The organism is Marinospirillum alkaliphilum DSM 21637 (assembly GCF_900119735.1).
Lineage (GTDB): Bacteria > Pseudomonadota > Gammaproteobacteria > Pseudomonadales > Halomonadaceae > Marinospirillum > Marinospirillum alkaliphilum.
Genome location: NZ_FPJW01000011.1, coordinates 25477 through 43276, shown reverse-complemented (window position 1 = coordinate 43276; position 17800 = coordinate 25477). Strand labels below are relative to the sequence as shown.

16 protein-coding genes and 3 tRNA genes are annotated in these 17800 nt (G+C 54.8%); 9 read left to right on the top strand and 10 right to left on the bottom strand.

The genetic code is table 11. The features are described 5' to 3' along the window. Nucleotides 1–50 precede the first annotated feature (50 nt). Complete coding sequence (locus BT114_RS13230; RefSeq protein ID WP_072326973.1) at nucleotides 51–1259, bottom strand: ABC transporter substrate-binding protein; 1209 nt, start codon at nucleotides 1257–1259, stop codon at nucleotides 51–53. 238 nt (nucleotides 1260–1497) lie between these two features. On the opposite strand from BT114_RS13230, the gene purD reads away from it, so the two are divergent. The 3 genes from purD (at nucleotide 1498) to BT114_RS13215 (ending at nucleotide 4168) form a co-directional block, all read left to right on the top strand. Continuing rightward, entirely contained in the window at nucleotides 1498–2790 is a 1293-nt protein-coding gene (gene purD, locus BT114_RS13225; RefSeq protein ID WP_072326972.1) for a phosphoribosylamine--glycine ligase, read from the top strand. Between the two features lie 70 nt (nucleotides 2791–2860). Beyond that, nucleotides 2861–3292: an acyl-CoA thioesterase gene (locus tag BT114_RS13220; protein WP_072326971.1), complete on the top strand. Its 432-nt coding sequence runs from the start codon at nucleotides 2861–2863 to the stop codon at nucleotides 3290–3292. A 3-nt stretch (nucleotides 3293–3295) separates the two neighbouring features. Next, nucleotides 3296–4168 carry a phosphoribulokinase gene (locus BT114_RS13215; RefSeq protein ID WP_072326970.1) on the top strand — a complete coding sequence of 291 codons (873 nt, stop codon included), beginning with the start codon at nucleotides 3296–3298 and terminating at the stop codon, nucleotides 4166–4168. Nucleotides 4169–4229: 61 nt separating this feature from the next. Here BT114_RS13215 and BT114_RS13210 read toward each other — a convergent pair. The 9 genes from BT114_RS13210 to BT114_RS13170 form a co-directional block, all read right to left on the bottom strand. Continuing rightward, a tRNA-Arg gene (locus BT114_RS13210) sits at nucleotides 4230–4306 on the bottom strand. A gap of 61 nt (nucleotides 4307–4367) precedes the next feature. Further along, nucleotides 4368–4444 (bottom strand) — tRNA-Arg (locus BT114_RS13205). A 19-nt stretch (nucleotides 4445–4463) separates the two neighbouring features. Then, a tRNA-Ser gene (locus tag BT114_RS13200) sits at nucleotides 4464–4553 on the bottom strand. A 178-nt stretch (nucleotides 4554–4731) separates the two neighbouring features. Then, nucleotides 4732–4923 (bottom strand): carbon storage regulator CsrA, encoded by a 192-nt coding sequence (csrA, locus tag BT114_RS13195; protein WP_072326969.1) that lies wholly within the window; start codon nucleotides 4921–4923, stop codon nucleotides 4732–4734. Between the two features lie 243 nt (nucleotides 4924–5166). Beyond that, a complete protein-coding gene (locus BT114_RS13190) occupies nucleotides 5167–6405 on the bottom strand; it encodes an aspartate kinase (RefSeq protein ID WP_072326968.1) in 1239 nt (412 codons plus the stop codon). A gap of 29 nt (nucleotides 6406–6434) precedes the next feature. After that, nucleotides 6435–9077, bottom strand: a complete 2643-nt coding sequence (gene alaS, locus BT114_RS13185; RefSeq protein WP_072326967.1) for an alanine--tRNA ligase — start codon at nucleotides 9075–9077, stop codon at nucleotides 6435–6437. Between the two features lie 82 nt (nucleotides 9078–9159). Next, nucleotides 9160–9672: a regulatory protein RecX gene (locus BT114_RS13180; protein ID WP_072326966.1), complete on the bottom strand. Its 513-nt coding sequence runs from the start codon at nucleotides 9670–9672 to the stop codon at nucleotides 9160–9162. A 23-nt stretch (nucleotides 9673–9695) separates the two neighbouring features. Next, on the bottom strand, nucleotides 9696–10763 hold the full coding sequence (gene recA / locus BT114_RS13175) for a recombinase RecA (protein WP_072326965.1): 1068 nt from the start codon (nucleotides 10761–10763) through the stop codon (nucleotides 9696–9698). A 107-nt stretch (nucleotides 10764–10870) separates the two neighbouring features. Continuing rightward, on the bottom strand, nucleotides 10871–11356 hold the full coding sequence (locus BT114_RS13170) for a CinA family protein (RefSeq protein ID WP_072327032.1): 486 nt from the start codon (nucleotides 11354–11356) through the stop codon (nucleotides 10871–10873). 147 nt (nucleotides 11357–11503) lie between these two features. Here BT114_RS13170 and BT114_RS13165 point away from each other — a divergent pair, with 147 nt between their 5' ends. The 6 genes from BT114_RS13165 (at nucleotide 11504) to BT114_RS13140 (ending at nucleotide 17790) form a co-directional block, all read left to right on the top strand. After that, nucleotides 11504–12007: a hypothetical protein gene (locus BT114_RS13165; RefSeq protein WP_143142842.1), complete on the top strand. Its 504-nt coding sequence runs from the start codon at nucleotides 11504–11506 to the stop codon at nucleotides 12005–12007. 86 nt (nucleotides 12008–12093) lie between these two features. Then, nucleotides 12094–14712, top strand: a complete 2619-nt coding sequence (gene mutS / locus BT114_RS13160; protein WP_072326963.1) for a DNA mismatch repair protein MutS — start codon at nucleotides 12094–12096, stop codon at nucleotides 14710–14712. Between the two features lie 41 nt (nucleotides 14713–14753). Beyond that, nucleotides 14754–15077 (top strand): ferredoxin FdxA, encoded by a 324-nt coding sequence (gene fdxA / locus BT114_RS13155; RefSeq protein WP_072326962.1) that lies wholly within the window; start codon nucleotides 14754–14756, stop codon nucleotides 15075–15077. Between the two features lie 28 nt (nucleotides 15078–15105). Beyond that, a complete protein-coding gene (locus tag BT114_RS13150) occupies nucleotides 15106–15450 on the top strand; it encodes a histidine triad nucleotide-binding protein (RefSeq protein WP_072326961.1) in 345 nt (114 codons plus the stop codon). 138 nt (nucleotides 15451–15588) lie between these two features. Next, complete coding sequence (locus BT114_RS13145) at nucleotides 15589–16563, top strand: bifunctional enoyl-CoA hydratase/phosphate acetyltransferase (RefSeq protein ID WP_072326960.1); 975 nt, start codon at nucleotides 15589–15591, stop codon at nucleotides 16561–16563. 3 nt (nucleotides 16564–16566) lie between these two features. Then, nucleotides 16567–17790 carry an acetate/propionate family kinase gene (locus tag BT114_RS13140; RefSeq protein ID WP_084662257.1) on the top strand — a complete coding sequence of 408 codons (1224 nt, stop codon included), beginning with the start codon at nucleotides 16567–16569 and terminating at the stop codon, nucleotides 17788–17790. Nucleotides 17791–17800 lie beyond the last annotated feature (10 nt).

The window sequence follows — 17800 nt, the reverse complement described above, 5'->3', positions numbered from 1 at the left end:
CCGATCATTGCTGGTCGGGGATTTTTATTTAGATCAGGGTAGCTTCAGTATCAGAACTTCACTTCACCCTTGGTGACCAAGCGGCCGTTTTCAAAGGCAATTTCAACCACTACACCCTGGATGTCGCCGTTGGCGTCAAACTCGTGAGAGCCTGCGGCACCTTCGTAGTTGATGTCCTTGCCAGCAGCAATCAGGCGTTTGGCTTTTTCCCACTCACCAGGCAGGATGACTTCACCGGGTGCACTGGATACCGCACGAACAGCCTGGCTCAGGCCCTGGCGGGCATCGGAGCCATTCTTTTCAACGGCCAGGGCCAGAATGAAGGCAGCATCATAAGCCTGGGCTGAGAACACGGCGCTGGGATCAAAGCCGGCCTTGCGGGCTTCAGCGGCAAAAATGTCAGCGCCTGGCAGTTTTGGGGAGCCGGGACGAGTGGCAATCATGCCTTCCACTACGCGGGCACCAACGGCGCGAACCAGGTTTTCACTGGCCATGCCATCCACACCGACATAACGACTGAAGGCACCACTTTCATGTGCCTGGCGCAATACGGTCTGACCGGAAGAGTCAGCGTAGGCAAAAATGATCAGGGTATCTACGCCATGAGCGGAGAGGGCGCCCAGCTCGGAGCGGTAGTCAGCACGGTTGTCTTCGTGAGCCACAATTTCCACGGCTTCACCACCCAGGGCAGTGTAAGTGCGGCGGAATTGATCGGCCAGACCACGACCATAGTCGTTGTTCACATAGGTGCCAACCACTTCCTTGATGCCTTTGGAAATCAGCAGGTGTGCCAGTGCCTGACCCTGGAAGGCGTCAGAGGGCACGGTACGGAAGACCAGGTCATTGTCGTTCAGGGTGGTCACTGCCGGTGCGGTGGAGGCAGGAGAGATCATCACCACACCCGCCGGAATGGCAGCGTTATTGGCAGAAGCAATGGTGGCACCGGTACACAGTGCACCCACTATGGCAGTGACGCGCTCGGTATTAACCATGCGGTCTGCTGCGTTGGAGGCTGCTGAAGCGTCAGCACAGGTGGTATCGCCGGTTGGCATCACAAATTGACGGCCGTTCAGCAAACCACCCTGGGCATTGATATGACTTTGTGCCAACTGGGCGCCGGCATGAATGGCTGGCGTCATACTTTCAATGGGGCCAGTGAAACCGCCGAGAAAGCCGATTTTTACATCAGCCTGCAGGGCCGCAGCACCCATTACGGAAGCTGCCGCAAGTGTCATACCAAGAAGTGTTTTTTTCATCATGGCGTATCTCTTCTGTTGTGTGTTTTTTTGTTCCCTGACTGCCTGATTCTGGGATGTTTTTTCAGCAAAAACAAGCCGGAGTACAATCCTTCACCGCTCTTGTACAGTGATTGTTTTTTTAACACATCCTGGCAGAGATGACCTCTTTTTTAGCATGTCAGTCTGCGTAGAAGCTCCACAGGGTAAAATCTGCCATAATAGCGCCAGTTATTTTGACTCATTACAGGAACTCGAAGGCATGAAAGTATTGGTCATCGGCAGCGGCGGGCGTGAACACGCGCTGGCCTGGAAAGCAGCTCAGTCCCCACAGGTCAGTGAAGTGCTTGTTGCACCCGGTAATGCGGGAACGGCACTGGAACCCGGCATGCGCAATGTTGCGCTGGATGTGCTGGATTTTGAGGGCCTGGCCCAACTGGTGCGCGATGAAGGCATTGCACTGACTCTGGTCGGCCCGGAAGTGCCGTTGGTTGCTGGTATTGTTGACTATTTTCAGCAGCAGGGGCTGGCCATTTTTGGTCCTTCAAAGGGGGCGGCGCAATTGGAAGGCTCCAAGGCCTTCACCAAGGATTTTCTGGCGCGTCATGCCATTCCAACGGCTTATTACGGTGTTTTCACCCAGGTGGATGAGGCGCTGGCCTACCTGCAGGAAAAAGGTGCACCCATCGTGGTAAAGGCGGATGGTCTGGCTGCGGGTAAGGGCGTGATTGTGGCCATGACGCTGGATGAAGCAGAGGATGCCGTACGCGACATGTTGTCAGGCAATGCCTTTGGTGATGCCGGTGCGCGGGTGGTGATCGAGGAGTTTCTGGAAGGCGAAGAAGCCAGTTTCATTGTGATGGTGGATGGTGTCAATGCCCTGCCAATGGCCACCAGCCAGGATCACAAGCGGGTGGGTGATGCTGATACCGGTCCGAATACCGGTGGCATGGGTGCCTACTCACCTGCTCCGGTGGTGACGCCTGAGGTGCATCAGCGGGTGATGGATGAAGTGATTTATCCAACCGTACGCGGCATGGCTGCTGAAGGTAACCCTTACACAGGTTTTCTTTATGCCGGCCTGATGATTGACGCCAGCGGTGCGCCGAAGGTGATTGAATACAACTGCCGCTTTGGTGATCCTGAAACCCAGCCCATTATGCTGCGCTTGCAGTCCGATCTGGTGGCCTTGTGTCAGGCGGCCCTGGCGGGGCGTCTGGATCAGGTGACTGCTGAATGGGACGAGCGGGCATCACTGGGTGTGGTGATGGCTGCAGGTGGTTATCCCGGTGACTATAACAAGGGTGATGTGATCAGCGGTTTGCCACAGCAGGAACAGCCTGATGCCAAGGTGTTTCATGCGGGTACACAGCTTCAAGGTGATCAGGTTGTCACTGCGGGCGGTCGAGTGCTCTGTGCCACTGCTTTGGGTACAAGTGTTTCTGAGGCGCAGCGTCGTGCTTATCAACTGGTGGATCAAATCAGCTGGAAAGATGGTTTTTGCCGTCGTGACATCGGTTACCGCGCTATTGCCCGGGAAGAGTCGAAGGGTTAAGCTGCTGTCATACGCTCGTTTTGAACCTGGGCCCGGCAATGCCGGGCCTTTTTGACTCCAGGAGTTTTGTATGCCTCGCACCAGTCTTGAGTTTCCAGCTGCAGTGGTTTATCGCCATCCTTTAACCCTGCGAATCTGTGACATCAACTACGGTCAGCATCTGGGGCACGATACATTGGTGTCTTTATTGCATGATGCACGCTGTGGCTGGCTGGACAGTCACGGACTGAGTGAGTTGAATCTGGGTGGTGAAGGCATCGGTTGGGTGGTTGCTGAATTGGTAGTGCATTATCAGGCAGAAGCCTTTTATGCGGATGCGCTGGTGATAGAGCTGGCTATTGGCGAAATCAGCACCAAAGGAGCCGAGCTTTATCATCGTGTGGTGCGCAGTGATGGCGCGCAGGTGGCGTTGGCAAAAGCCGGTGTGGTGTTTTTTGATTATGCCAGTCGCAAGGCAGTGGCAGTACCGGAAAACTTTCTGAAGTTGGCTGGGAGGCGCTGATTCATGTCGCGGGAATATCCCATTATTGCAGTGACGGGTTCATCCGGCGCTGGCACCACCACCATCAAGGATGCCTTTGCGCGCATGTTTGCACGGCAGGATGTGGTGGCTGCTTTTGTGCATGGAGACAGTTTTCACCGTTACACCCGTGATCAGCTGGAAAAACTCTTGCTGGCACATCCTGAGCGTAAACAGTCGCTGTCTCACTTTGCCATTGAAGCCAACCTGCTGGATCGCCTGGAGCAGCTGTTTCTGGAGTATTCCACTGGAGGCACTGGCAGTTATCGCCACTATATTCATGCGGAAGACAAGGAACTGGTTGAGGCGGGCCATAAGGTGGGTACCTTTACGCCCTGGGAGTCACTGCCAGAGGCTACCGACCTGTTGTTGTATGAAGGGCTGCATGGTGGTCTGGTCACTGAGGAGATCAACATTGCCCAGTATGTGGACCTGTTGATTGGTGTGGCACCGTCCATCAACCTGGAGTGGATTCAGAAGATTGATCGGGACACCAAGTTGCGGGGTTATTCACAGGAGGCGGTGATTGATACCATCCAGTCGCGGATGGAGGATTATCTGCGTTATATCCTGCCGCAGTTTTCGCGCACCCACATCAACTTCCAGCGAGTACCGGTGGTGGATACCTCCAATCCTTTTGAGCCGCGTAGCGTGCCAACTGCAGATGAAAGTTTTGTGGTGATACGGTTTCGTGGGCCGCAGAAGGTGGATTTTCCCTATCTGCTGGCAATGATCAAGGATAGTTTCATGTCGCGCCCTCACACCCTGGTGGTGCCGGGTGCAAAAATGCCTTTGGCGCTGGAATTGATCATGTTGCCGCGAGTACAGGAATTGCTGGACGGACGCAGGTTCAGATAACGGGCGTAGGTTCAGATAAGGGATTGCAGAGCAGGGAGGTTTAACACAGAGATTTTGCAAGTGGCGCGCTCAGGAGGATTCGAACCTCCGACCGCCTGGTTCGTAGCCAGGTACTCTATCCAGCTGAGCTATGAGCGCGCATTGCAACTTGTAGCAGCTCTCCAAAGCAGAATGGAGTAGCTTTCCATCATGAATCAGTTGGCGCGCTCAGGAGGATTCGAACCTCCGACCGCCTGGTTCGTAGCCAGGTACTCTATCCAGCTGAGCTATGAGCGCGTATTTGATACTGATTCGGTGGCGGAGAGAGAGGGATTCGAACCCTCGATGAGATTTCTCCCATACGCCCTTAGCAGGGGCGCGCCTTCAGCCACTCGGCCACCTCTCCAACACGGCGCACATAATACCATCTGTTATCAGTTTGTCTACCCTTTTGGTTGAAAAAAACTTGCTGAAGCAAAGGCTTGTGTTGGGGTAATGGGCACAAAAAAACCGCAACAATCAAAGGCTCACAGACGGCCAGATTGTTGCGGTTTCAGCAGACCCGAAGGTCAGGAAATCAGGAATCAGAAGTTACCCTGGTTACCTTCTTCCTTTTCACGTTGAATGCGCTGGTAAATCTCTTCGCGGTGAACAGCAACCTCTTTGGGTGCGTTCACACCAATGCGAACTTGATTACCCTTGACACCCAGTACGGTAACAGTGACTTCGTCACCAATCATCAGGGTTTCGCCAACGCGACGTGTGAGAATAAGCATGGTGGAATCTCCTTATCAAGCAGTCCAGAGAAAAAACTCAACAGGCAGGGAAGAAGGCAGATAGTGCAGTCTTCCGTTGAATGCCGTGAAAAAACAGACCATCTCCGATGACTGTAGTTCATTTTTCACAGGCATGCTGATTATCGGCTAATAGCATAAAAATGTTAAATGATTTTTAGCTATTTTCTGAATGCCTTTTTTAAATTGTCACAAAGATGTGCGCCATCCCTGGCGCTGATGCAATTACTCGGCTTTGTCGAGGCCAAAGGCCGTGTGCAGGGTGCGAACGGCCAGCTCGGTGAAGTTTTCATCAATCACCACGGAAATCTTGATTTCAGAGGTGGAGACCATGCGGATATTGATGCCGGCTGATGCCAGTGTCTTGAACATCAGGCTGGCCACACCGGCATGGGAGCGCATGCCAACGCCCACCAGCGAAACCTTGGCAATGGCGGTGTCGCCAACCACCTTACCGGCGCCCATTTCAGTCACGATGTCTTCCAGCAGGGCCTTGGCTTTTTTGTAGTCACCACGACCGACGGTGAAGGAGAAGTCGGTGGATTTGCCGTCAGGAGAGACGTTCTGAACAATCATGTCCACTTCGATGTTGGCGTCACCGATCGGTCCGAGAATCCTGGCAGCAACACCGGGAATATCCGGTGCGCCAAGAACCGTCAGCTTGGCTTCATTGGTGTTGTGGGCAATACCAGAGATCAGTGGTTCTTCCATCGAGGGGTTCTCCTCATCATCAGCAACAATTAGTGTGCCCGGGCCTTCGTTGTCTTCAAAACTGGACAGAACGCGCAGTGGGACCTTGTATTTTCCAGCAAACTCAACCGAGCGAATCTGCAGTACCTTGGAGCCAAGACTGGCAAGCTCCAGCATTTCTTCAACCGTGATGGTATCCAGGCGGCTGGCCTTGGAGCAAATACGGGGATCAGCGGTATACACACCATCCACATCAGTGTAGATCTGGCATTCATCGGCTTTCAGTGCGGCAGCCAGTGCTACGCCTGTGGTGTCCGAGCCACCACGACCCAGGGTGGTGATGTTGCCTTCTTCATCCACACCCTGGAAGCCGGCAACCACTACCACGCGACCGGCTTTCAGGTCCTGGTTGATGGCTTCGGTGTCAATTTTCTTGATACGGGCTTTGGTGTAAGCCTTGTCAGTGATGATGCCGACCTGTGCACCGGTGTAGGAGGTCGCCGGTGTACCCTGTTGTTCCAGGGCCATGGCCAGCAGGGCAATAGTAACCTGCTCACCGGTTGAAACCAGCATGTCCATTTCACGCGGTGAGGGTTCGTCGTGAATGTCTTTTGCCAGCGCGATCAGTCGGTTGGTTTCACCGCTCATGGCTGAAACCACCACCACCACATCATGGCCTTCCTTGCGGAAGCGTCCAACACGCTCAGCAACCTTCTTGATCCGTTCAACAGTACCTACAGAGGTGCCACCGAACTTCTGTACATAAAGTGCCATAGGAGTCCTATTGGGTTAAATTAAAAAACTTATGCCTGACCCAGTTGTTCGGCAACCCAGGCTTTCACCGATGCCAGGGCTGCGGGCAGCGCTGCGGCATCAGTACCGCCAGCTTGTGCCATGTCGGGGCGGCCACCCCCCTTACCACCAATTTGCAACGCAACATGATTGACCAGTTTGCCTGCGTGGAGTCGGTCTTTGGCTTCACCTGAGATACCTGCGATCAGGCTAACCTTGTCACCTTCAACGGCAGCCAGTACCACGGCTGCAGGTGCCAGTTTCTGTTTGAGCTGATCCATCAGGTCGCGCAGGGTTTTAACATCTGCACCGTCAATCAGGCTGGCCAGTACCTTGATGTCACCGACCTGCTCAGTTTGAGCGGTCAGATCGGTGCCAGTACCGGATGCCAGTTTTTTCTTCAGCTGCTGGATTTCCTTTTCCAGCTGGCGCGTGCGTTCCTGATTGTTTTCCAGGCGCTCCAGCAGCTGTTCTGGTTTCACTTTCAGCTGAGACGCTGCCTGCAGCAATTGCTGCTCACGACCCAGCAGGTAGTTGAGCGCCGCTTCACCGGTCACACCTTCGATACGACGCACGCCTGAGGCGATGCCGGATTCGCTGGTGATGTGGAACAGGGCAATGTCGCCGGTACGGTTGACGTGCAGGCCGCCACACAACTCGATGGAGAAGGGTTGTTGATCTTGCTGGGTGCCCATACTCAGTACACGCACTTCGTCAGCATATTTCTCGCCGAACAGTGCCATGGCACCACGAGCGCGAGCTGTTTCCAGGTCCAGCAACTCGGTGGTTACGGCCGCATTGGCGCGAATCTGTTCGTTCACCAGGCGGGTAATTTCCTGCAGTTGCACCGGGCTGACGGCTTCACCGTGGCTGAAGTCAAAGCGCAGGCGCTCTGAATCCACCAGTGAGCCTTTTTGCTGTACGCCGGTGCCCAATACCTGGCGCAGGGCTGCGTGCAGCAGGTGGGTGGCCGAGTGATTGGCGCGGGTGCGGGTGCGAACACTGTTATTGACCCTGGCGGTCAGCTGTTGACCTTTGCTGAGTGTGCCTTCGGCCAGTACACCCTGATGCAAATGGGCTTCACCGGCTTTGGTGGTGTCTTGCACATCAAAGCGCAGGCCTGTGGCCAGCAACTGGCCAGAGTCACCAACCTGACCACCGGATTCGGCATAAAAAGGTGTGCTGTCCAGCAGTACCACACCCTGTTCACCTTCTTGCAGGGTCTCAACCGGTTGGCCATCACGATAAAGACCAACAACCCTGGCACTGCCTTCGGCAGTTTCATAACCGGTGAACTCAGTGGCACGATCCACCTTGATCAGGCTGTTGTAGTCCATGCCAAAGTGACTGGCAGCCCGAGCGCGATCACGCTGAGCTTCCATTTCCTGCTCAAAACCGGCTTCGTCAATGGTCAGCTGGCGTTCGCGGGCAATGTCCGCAGTGAGATCCAGTGGGAAACCGAAGGTATCGTAGAGTTTGAATGCAACACTACCGGGAATCACGGAGCCCTGCAGGTTGGCCAGATCCTGTTCAAGGATTTTCATGCCTTGATCCAGGGTTTTGGCAAACTGTTCTTCTTCCTGCTTCAGGACCTTTTCAATGTGGGCCTGCTGTTCTCTTAACTGAGGATAGGCATCACCCATCTCCTGTGCCAGGGCAGCCACAATGCGGTAAAAGAAGCTGCCTTCAGCACCCAGCTTGTGGCCATGGCGGCAGGCGCGGCGAATGATGCGACGTAGCACATAACCCCGGCCTTCGTTGGATGGAATAACACCATCCGCCACCAGGAAGCTGCAGGAGCGAATGTGGTCAGCCACCACCTTGAGAGAAGGTGCATCGGAGTTTTCGCAGCCGATGGCTTCTGCAGAGGCCTTTAACAGGTTCTGGAACAGGTCAATTTCATAGTTGGCATGTACGCCTTGCAGTACCGCGGCAATGCGCTCCAGACCCATGCCGGTATCTACGGAAGGTGCCGGCAGCGGGTGGAGCTGGCCATCCGCAGTGCGGTTGAACTGCATGAACACCACGTTCCAGATTTCGATATATCGATCGCCATCTTCTTCCGGTGAGCCGGGTGGGCCACCCCAGATGTGCTCGCCGTGGTCATAAAAAATTTCAGTGCAGGGGCCGCAGGGGCCGGTATCACCCATCGCCCAGAAGTTGTCAGATGCGTAGGGCGCACCCTTGTTGTCACCAATGCGAATAATGCGTTCAGCAGGAACACCTATCTGCTGATGCCAGATGTCGTAAGCTTCATCATCAGTGGCGTAAACAGTGATCCACAGCTTTTCTTTGGGCAGCTTGGCTACGCCGGTCAGGAATTCCCAGGCGTAGTGAATGGCATCCTGCTTGAAATAGTCGCCGAAGCTGAAATTGCCCAGCATTTCAAAAAAGGTGTGGTGACGTGCGGTATAACCGACGTTTTCCAGATCATTGTGTTTGCCACCAGCACGCACACACTTCTGTGACGAGGTTGCACGGGTGTAGCCCCGTTGCTCCAGACCCAGGAAACAGTCTTTAAACTGGTTCATCCCTGCGTTGGTGAACAGCAGGGTCGGGTCGTCATGGGGCACCAGCGAGCTGGACGGCACGGCGGTGTGCCCTTTGGATTGAAAAAACTTCAGGAAAGCCTCGCGGATTTCGGCGCTTTTCATGATGCCTCTCTGTAAGCGAATGGGGCTGCCGGACAAACTGGGCGACCATTATACGGAGTTCACGGCAAAATGATAATCCGGCTCAGCGCTGAAACACTGCCTTTCGGATCAGTTCAGGGGTAAATCCCCGCTGCGCCAGAAAACGTTGCATCCTGGCTGCTTCGCGCGAGTCAGCGGGTGGTTCATTTCCAAAGCGTTTTTCACGAACGCGCTGTACCTGTTTTGGCCAAAGGGTTTCAAGGCGTTGCAGTTGTTGCTGCACCAATTCAGTGTCCAGCTGCTGCATGCGACAGGCTTGTTGTAATGCCACTGGGCCTTTGCCCTTGCTGAGGTATTGACGCACCAGACTGTCCATAAAGCGGGCATCACTTTGTAAACCGTCAGTGATGAGTTGCTCCAGCAGGGAGTCAATCAGTGCTTGGGCCAACTCGCTGTCCACTGCGGCTTCGTTGTCAGTCAGGGCTTGTTCAGTCCTTGAGGGCTTTAGCAGTTTGTTGCGCAGCTCACTGCGACTGTGTTCTCTGGCGGCAAGTAAGCGAAAAGCCCGCTCGCGGCGGGCTTTCAGCCAGTCTTGCTGGGCGCTTGTCAGTTCCATAAGAGTGACAGACCGGCTGTGACTCAGTCGTCCAGCGGTGGCAGTTCGTCATCATCACCGGCTTCGGTGACCATTTCTGCACTGCGTTTTTCTTCCACCTTGTTCAGCAGCTGTTCACGGATTCCAGCTTCGATTTCGGTCAGGATGGCGGGGTTGTCTTCCAGGTACTGTGCGGCGTTGGCCTTACCCTGACCAATCTTGTTGCCTTGATAGCTGTACCAGGCACCTGATTTTTCGATCAGTTTACACTGCACACCCAGGTCAATGACTTCTCCGGCATGATAGATGCCCTTGCCGTAAAGGATCTGGAATTCAGCCTGGCGGAAGGGTGGTGAAACCTTGTTCTTGACCACCTTGACGCGGGTTTCGTTACCGGTGACTTCATCACCCTGCTTAACGGAACCGATGCGACGAATATCCAGACGCACGGATGCATAAAACTTCAGGGCATTACCACCGGTGGTGGTTTCCGGGCTACCGAACATCACACCAATTTTCATGCGGATCTGGTTGATGAAAATCACCAGGCAGTTGGCATTTTTGATGTTGCCGGTGATTTTGCGCAGTGCCTGAGACATCAGGCGAGCCTGCAGACCAACGTGGGAGTCACCCATGTCACCTTCAATTTCTGCCTTGGGTGTCAGTGCTGCCACCGAGTCCACAATCACTACATCCACTGCGCCAGAGCGAACCAGTGAGTCGGTGATTTCCAGTGCCTGTTCACCATTGTCTGGCTGGGATACCAACAGATCATCCAGGCTGACACCCAGTTTTTCAGCATAAATGGGGTCAAGCGCGTGTTCAGCATCAATGAATGCGCAGGTTTTGCCTTGCTTCTGGGCCTGAGCAATCACTGACAGGGTCAGGGTGGTTTTACCGGAAGACTCAGGGCCATAAATTTCTACGATACGGCCATAGGGAAGGCCGCCGATGCCCAGCGCAATATCCAGTCCCAGTGAACCGGTGGAAACCGCGGGGATGGCTACGCGAGGTTGATCACCCATGCGCATGATGGCGCCCTTGCCGAATTGTTTTTCAATCTGACCGAGGGCGGCGGCGAGGGCTTTCTGGCGGTTTTCATCAATGGCCATGACATGCTTCCTTCATAAAAGTGGTGATGAATTTTTGTCGAATCGGGGATGCGTTTGTGTCGATTACTGTATAGGTTAACAGTATTTTTTCAGAAGGCAACACCTGTTCATGCAGTTTTCTGTAACGCGTCCAGCAAGCCTTGTAGTGCGGTGTTGATGGTTTGCTCGCGGATGGTGCGTCGATCACCCTGGTATTGCATGCGCTGTGCCCATTGCTGGCTGGCATCGCCCCAGGCCAGCCAGACACAACCCACCGGTTTTTCCGGCGTGCCGCCATCAGGGCCAGCCACACCACTGACAGCTACAGCAAGATCCGCTGCACCTTGTAGACATGCACCCTTCACCATTTCGCAGACCACTGCCTCGCTGACCGCTCCCTGTTCAGTGAGGCTGGTGGCGGAGACCCCCAGTAGCTGCTGTTTGGCCTGATTGGAGTAAGTGATCAGGCCACAGGTAAACCAGGCAGAGCTACCGGGCACTTCAGTCAGCGCCTTGGCAATGCCTCCACCGGTGCAGGATTCAGCGGTTGCCAGCATTTTTCCCTGGCGGGTGGCCAGTTCGGCAATCTGTTCAATGATCAATCTTCTGTTCATCTGTATGGCCGTTTTCTGCTTGTGATGACTGCTGGGCTGACTAAACTGCAGGGACATCATAAAACAGATCAGGACATGTCGACCATGAATCACAGCTTGTCTGGAGGCATTTTGTCAGGGCTCATACTGCTAATGAGTTGTATGGGTGTGTCCGCCAATACTGATGTTTATCTGCGCCTTGGGGTGGGTATCGGTCAGTATGATGCCAGTGGTGATTATCCGGGGCGACGGGGTGAAACCGGGTTCAGTGAAGCCGATTTTGCTGGATTGCTGGGTCTGGGGGTGCGTTATCAGGAACAGTTTACCCTGGAGGTGTCCCGCTTGAATCTGGAGCTCCTGCCTTTTCTGGATGATGTGGTTTATGGCGTGGACGGTTATGCAACCCGTTTTCTGGCTGGGTATCAACACCCCTTGAATGACTGGGCACATCTTGGTGTTCAGGCGGGTGTGATGCACTGGTCCATCGGGGTGAAGCCGTCGATAGGCCGGAGCACGCAACAGTTCACTGGCAGTGACCCTTATTACGGTGCTTTGTTGAGGTTGGGGAGCCGTCGCGCCGGTTTTCTTGTTGGTTATGATTTCAGCAGCTTTGATGGCATTGATTACAAGCTGGGTTGGCTGGGGTTGGAGGTGGCTTTTGGTGGTAATTAGCAGTCTGGGATCAAGGGTAAAATGTTAAGCTACAGGTTTATCGTTAGCCACTTACCGATAACAGACTTGTCAGGATTTAAAACCGCATGACTGCCCAGGAAGAGTTTTCCAGCCACACACCTATGATGCGTCAATATCTTGCTCTGAAGCGAGATTATCCCACCACCCTGTTGTTTTACCGGATGGGTGATTTTTACGAGCTGTTTTTTGATGATGCCCGTGAAGCCGCCCGGTTGCTGGATATCACCCTGACCCAGCGGGGGGCTTCGGCCGGTGAGCCAATACCCATGGCGGGCATACCCCATCATGCTGCCGAGGGTTATCTGGCGCGATTGGTGAAAGCTGGCTTGTCAGTCGCCATCTGTGAGCAGATCGGTGATCCGGCCACCAGTAAAGGGCCGGTGGAACGGCAGGTGGTGCGAGTGGTGACTCCCGGCACCCTGACCGATGAGGCGCTGCTGGATGAACGGCGGGACAACCTGTTGGTGGCCTTGCACGCAGAGGGTGGTCGCTACGGTTTTGCCAGTCTGGATCTGTCCAGTGGTCGTTTTGTGGTGTCAGAAGTACAAGGTCAGGAGCAGTTGGAAACCACCCTGGCACGCCTGGCGCCTTCCGAGTTGCTGGTTGATGAGCTGTTGCCGCTGCCGGATGAGTGGCGCAGCCTGCGAGGCCTGCGTCGTCTACCGCCCTGGCAGTTTGATCGGGAAACGGCTGTTCGCAAACTCTGTGAGCAGTTCCGGGTGCAGGATCTGCGTGGTTTTGGTTGTGATCATCTGAATTCAGCCCTGGCTGCTGCCGGTGCACTGCTGCAGTATGTGAAGGATACCCAGAAGTCTGATTTACCCCACCTGCGATCCCTGTTGCTGGAAGAAGAAGATGAGGCACTGCTGCTGGATGCTGCCAGCCGCCGTAATCTGGAACTGGATACCAACCTGTCTGGTGGTCAGAGCCACACCCTGCTGGAAGTGCTGGATGAAACCGCTACACCGATGGGATCGCGACTGTTGCGCCGGTGGTTGCATCGGCCTCTGCGCAAGCGCCAGGTACTGCTGCAACGTCAACAGGCGGTGGCAGAACTGCGTGAACAGTTATTTGCGCTGGATTTACACCCCCTGCTGAAAGCCATTGGTGATCTGGAGCGCATTCTGGCGCGAGTGGCCCTGCGCTCAGCCCGACCACGCGATCTGTCTCGCCTGAAAGATGCCCTGCTGAGCCTGCCTCAGCTGCAGCAGCGACTGGCCAGTGTGCAGGCTCCCCTGTTGCAGTCCCTGAACGGGCAGATGGAGCCGCTGCCGGAACTGGCGGATGAATTGCAGCGTGCCTTGATCGACAATCCCCCGGCGGTGATCCGGGACGGTGGTGTGATTGCCACGGGTTATGATGACGAGTTGGATGAGTTGCGGGCCTTGCGGGAAAACGCCGGTGGCTTTCTGCTGAAACTGGAAGAGCAGGAAAAAGCCCGCACCGGACTGTCCACCCTGAAGGTGGGTTACAACCGGGTGCATGGTTATTACATCGAAATCAGCCGGGCCCAGTCGGATCAGGCACCGATCGACTACCAACGGCGTCAGACCTTGAAAAATGCCGAGCGTTTTATTACACCTGAGCTGAAAGTCTTTGAAGACAAGGCACTGTCCAGTCAGAGCCGGGCACTGAGTCGTGAAAAGCAGCTGTATGAAATCCTGCTGGACCGCCTGAATGAACACTTGGCCAGTTTGCAGCAGACATCTGCAGCCCTGTCTGAGCTGGATGTACTGAATAATCTGGCAGCACGTGCCGAACAATTGGACTGGTGCCTGCCGCAGCTTACCGAGACGGATGAACTGCAGATTGACGCCGGTCGCCATCCGGTGGTTGAGCAGGTGGTCACGGATCCTTTTGTGGCCAATGACCTGCAGTTTGACGCCGAGACTCGCATGCTGGTGATCACCGGTCCCAACATGGGGGGTAAATCCACCTACATGCGCCAGGTGGCGCTGATCACCCTGCTGGCCCATATCGGCTCGGCGGTGCCCGCCAGTGCCGCTCGCATCGGTCCGGTGGATCGGATTTTCACCCGTATCGGTGCCTCTGATGATCTGGCCTCCGGTCGCTCCACCTTTATGGTGGAAATGACCGAAACCGCCAATATCCTGCATAACGCCACCGCCCAGAGTCTGGTGCTGATGGATGAAGTGGGGCGCGGCACCAGCACTTTTGATGGCCTGTCACTGGCCTGGGCCTGTGCTGAGGAACTGGCACAGATCGGTGCCCGTACCCTGTTTGCCACCCATTATTTTGAACTCACCACGCTGGCGGATGATCGGAAAGGGGTGGCCAATGTGCACCTGTCTGCCAGTGAGTATGGTGATCAATTGATATTCATGCACAAGGTGGAAGCGGGCCCGGCCAGCCAGAGTTATGGTTTGCAGGTGGCACGCCTGGCCGGTGTGCCGGAAAAGGTGATCAGCCGGGCTCGCACCCGACTGCGTGAACTGGAGCAGCAGGAAGTGCTGCAACGCCAGATGGGTGTCAAACCTCCGGTTCAGGAGCAGCCAGCTGTAAGTGCAACGGGTAGGGTGGCTGAACAACCCTGGCAGGCAGACATGTTTGCCTTGCAACCTCATCCACTGGTGGATGAAATGAAAAAGCTGTCACCGGACGACCTGAGCCCACGTCAGGCGCTGGAGTTGCTTTACAGCTTGAAGCAACTGGCTGATGATTGATGGCTGACTTGATTGAAGATGACCAATAAAAGGAGGCTTCAGTGGCCTTTGTTGTAACCGACAACTGCATCCGCTGCAAATACACCGACTGTGTGGAAGTTTGTCCGGTGGATTGTTTTTATGAAGGGCCGAACTTTCTGGTGATTCATCCGGATGAGTGCATCGACTGTGCCCTGTGTGAGCCTGAGTGCCCGGCAGGAGCCATTTTTTCAGAGGATGAAGTGCCCGCTGACATGGAAAACTTTGTGGCACTGAATGCCGACCTGGCAGAAATCTGGCCCAATATTGCTGAGAAAAAAGACCCACTGCCAGATGCAGCCGACTGGGATGGCAAGCCCGGCAAGCTGCAGTATCTGGAACGCTGATCAACGACAATAAAAACGGGAGTGAAGCATGCAAGACTGTATTTTTTGCAAAATTGTCAGCCGTGAGATTCCGGCCAAAATTGCTTATGAAGACGATCAGGTGATCGCTTTTCATGATATTGATCCCAAGGCACCCATTCACCTGCTGGTGATCCCCAAGCGCCACATCACCACCCTGAATGATCTGGAAGAGGGTGATGCCGCACTGGTTGGGCGCTTGCAGGTTACCGCTGCAAAACTGGCCAGGGAGCTGGGTTTTGCCGAGCAGGGTTATCGTGTGGTGATGAATTGTAATGAAGATGGTGGTCAGACCGTCTGGCACATTCACATGCATGTACTGGCTGGTCGCCAGTTAACCTGGCCACCAGGTTGAAACCAGATTGACAGCTGCCTGTCAGCAGAACGTCTTGCAGGCTTGCCACAATAGGATGGCAATGCCTGCTGCAAGAGTGATTGATTCAGCAATGAACTGGATAGTGGAAGCGCAGGCTCAACAGAGGAAAGGGTAATCATGAACGATGCAATCAAGAAGGTACTGGCCCCTCACGCACTGGAAGTGAAGGACGTTAAACACTATCAGTTGGAAAGCATTCTGCAGCAAGCCAAGGATGCACCACCGGTGCCCACCGCTGTGGTGCACCCCACTGATGTGAACAGTCTGGAAGGCGCCATTGAGGCAGCCGAAGCCGACATCATTGTGCCTTTCCTGGTCGGGCCGGAAAAAAAGATCCGTGCCGTCGCTGAGCAGGCTGATATTGATTTGCGTGATTACACCATCATTGACACCGAACACAGCCATGCCTCAGCGGAAGTGTCAGTAAAAATGGCCTACTGTGGTGAAGTGCATGCCCTGATGAAAGGTTCGCTGGGCACCTCCGAGTTGCTGGGTGCGGTGGTGTCCAAAACCGGTGGCCTGCGCACCGAGAGTCGTTTGTCGCATGTGTTTGTAATGGATGTGCCCAGCTACCACAAAACCCTGTTCATCACTGATGCGGCCATCAACATTGCACCAAACCTGATGGAAAAGCGCGACATCCTGCAGAACGCCATTGACTGTGCTCATGCCTTGGGTGTGGATTTGCCCAAGGCTGCCATTCTGTCTGCGGTGGAAAAGGTCAAGCCGAACATCCAGTCCACCCTGGATGCGGCAGCTCTGTGCAAAATGCTGGATCGTGGTCAGATCACCGGTGCCATTGTTGATGGTCCACTGGCCTTTGACAACGCCATTTCATTGGAAGCCGCACTGGACAAGGGCATCAAGTCACCGGTGCCGGGGGATGTGGATATTTTGATGGCTCCGGATCTGGAGTCCGGCAATATGTTTGCCAAGCAGTTGCAGTACCTGGCCAATGCCAAGGCCGCCGGTATTGTGATGGGGGCTCGGGTACCCATCATTCTGACCAGTCGTGCTGCCAAGTCGCTGGAGCGTCTGTCTTCTTGTGCTGTGGCGGTGATGGTGGCCCGCAAACTTGGCCGTCTGGAGTAAGTTATGACTCAGAAAACCGATATGGTGTTGATCGTCAACGCCGGCTCTTCCAGCCTGAAGTGCTCCCTGTTTGATGTACAGGGCACTGAGGTGACCCAGCATTTTCGTGTCAAGGTGGCCAACCTGTCTGGCCCGGCACGGCTGGAAATTTATGACCACAGTGAAAATCCGGATGGTGTGCTGGTTGATAAGGAAACCCTGGATAAGGAACAGCTGGATGTGGCGCATAACCAGGCCCATGCCCAGGCGTTGAAAGTGGTGCTGGACTGGATTGAAAAAAACACTCCGCAGTATCAGGTGGCCTGGGTTGGGCACCGGGTGGTCCACGGTGGTGATCGCTATTCCAGCCCTGTGGTGGTGGACAGTGATGTACTGGCTTTCCTGGAAACCCTGATTCCGCTGGCCCCCCTGCATCAACCCTTCAACCTGAAGCTGATTCACCTGTGCCGCGAATTTCTGCCGAACTGTCCGCAGGTGGCCTGTTTTGATACTGCGTTCCACAGCAGCATCCCGGTGGTGGCGCGCGAGTTTGCCATTCCGCGCAAGCTGACCGAAGAAGGGGTGCGTCGTTATGGTTTTCATGGCCTGTCTTATGAATACATCCATGACAAGCTGAGTCGCCTGGATGCCGGACTGGCACAGAAAAAACTGCTGGTGGCCCATCTGGGTGCGGGCAGCTCCATGTGTGCGATGGATCAGGGCAAAAGTCGTGCTTCGACCATGGGGTTCACTGCCGTTGAAGGTCTGCCAATGGGTACCCGTTCCGGCCAGTTGGACCCTGGTGTACTCCTGTACCTGATGCAGGAAAAAGGCCTGGATGCCAAGGCGCTGGAAAGCTTCCTGTATAAGGAATGTGGTTGGTTTGGTGTGTCCGGTGGTATTTCCTCAGAGATGCTGACGCTGAAGCAGTCATCCGATCCGCTGGCCAAAGCAGCGATTGACATGTTTGTGTATCGTATTGCCCGTGAAACCGGTTCGCTGGCGGCTGCTCTGGGTGGTGTGGATGTATTTGTATTCACCGGTGGTGTGGGTGAAAATGACGCCGACTTGCGTGCTGCAGTGGTGGAGCAGAATGCCTGGCTGGGCATGAAACTGGACCCACAGCGTAATCGCTCCAATGAATATCTGATTTCAGCGGATGACAGCCGGGTGAAGGTGTTTGCCATCCCCACCAACGAAGAAAAGATGATTGCCCGCCATACGCTGAAACAGCTGGGCGTGGCCTGACGGAGGTGAA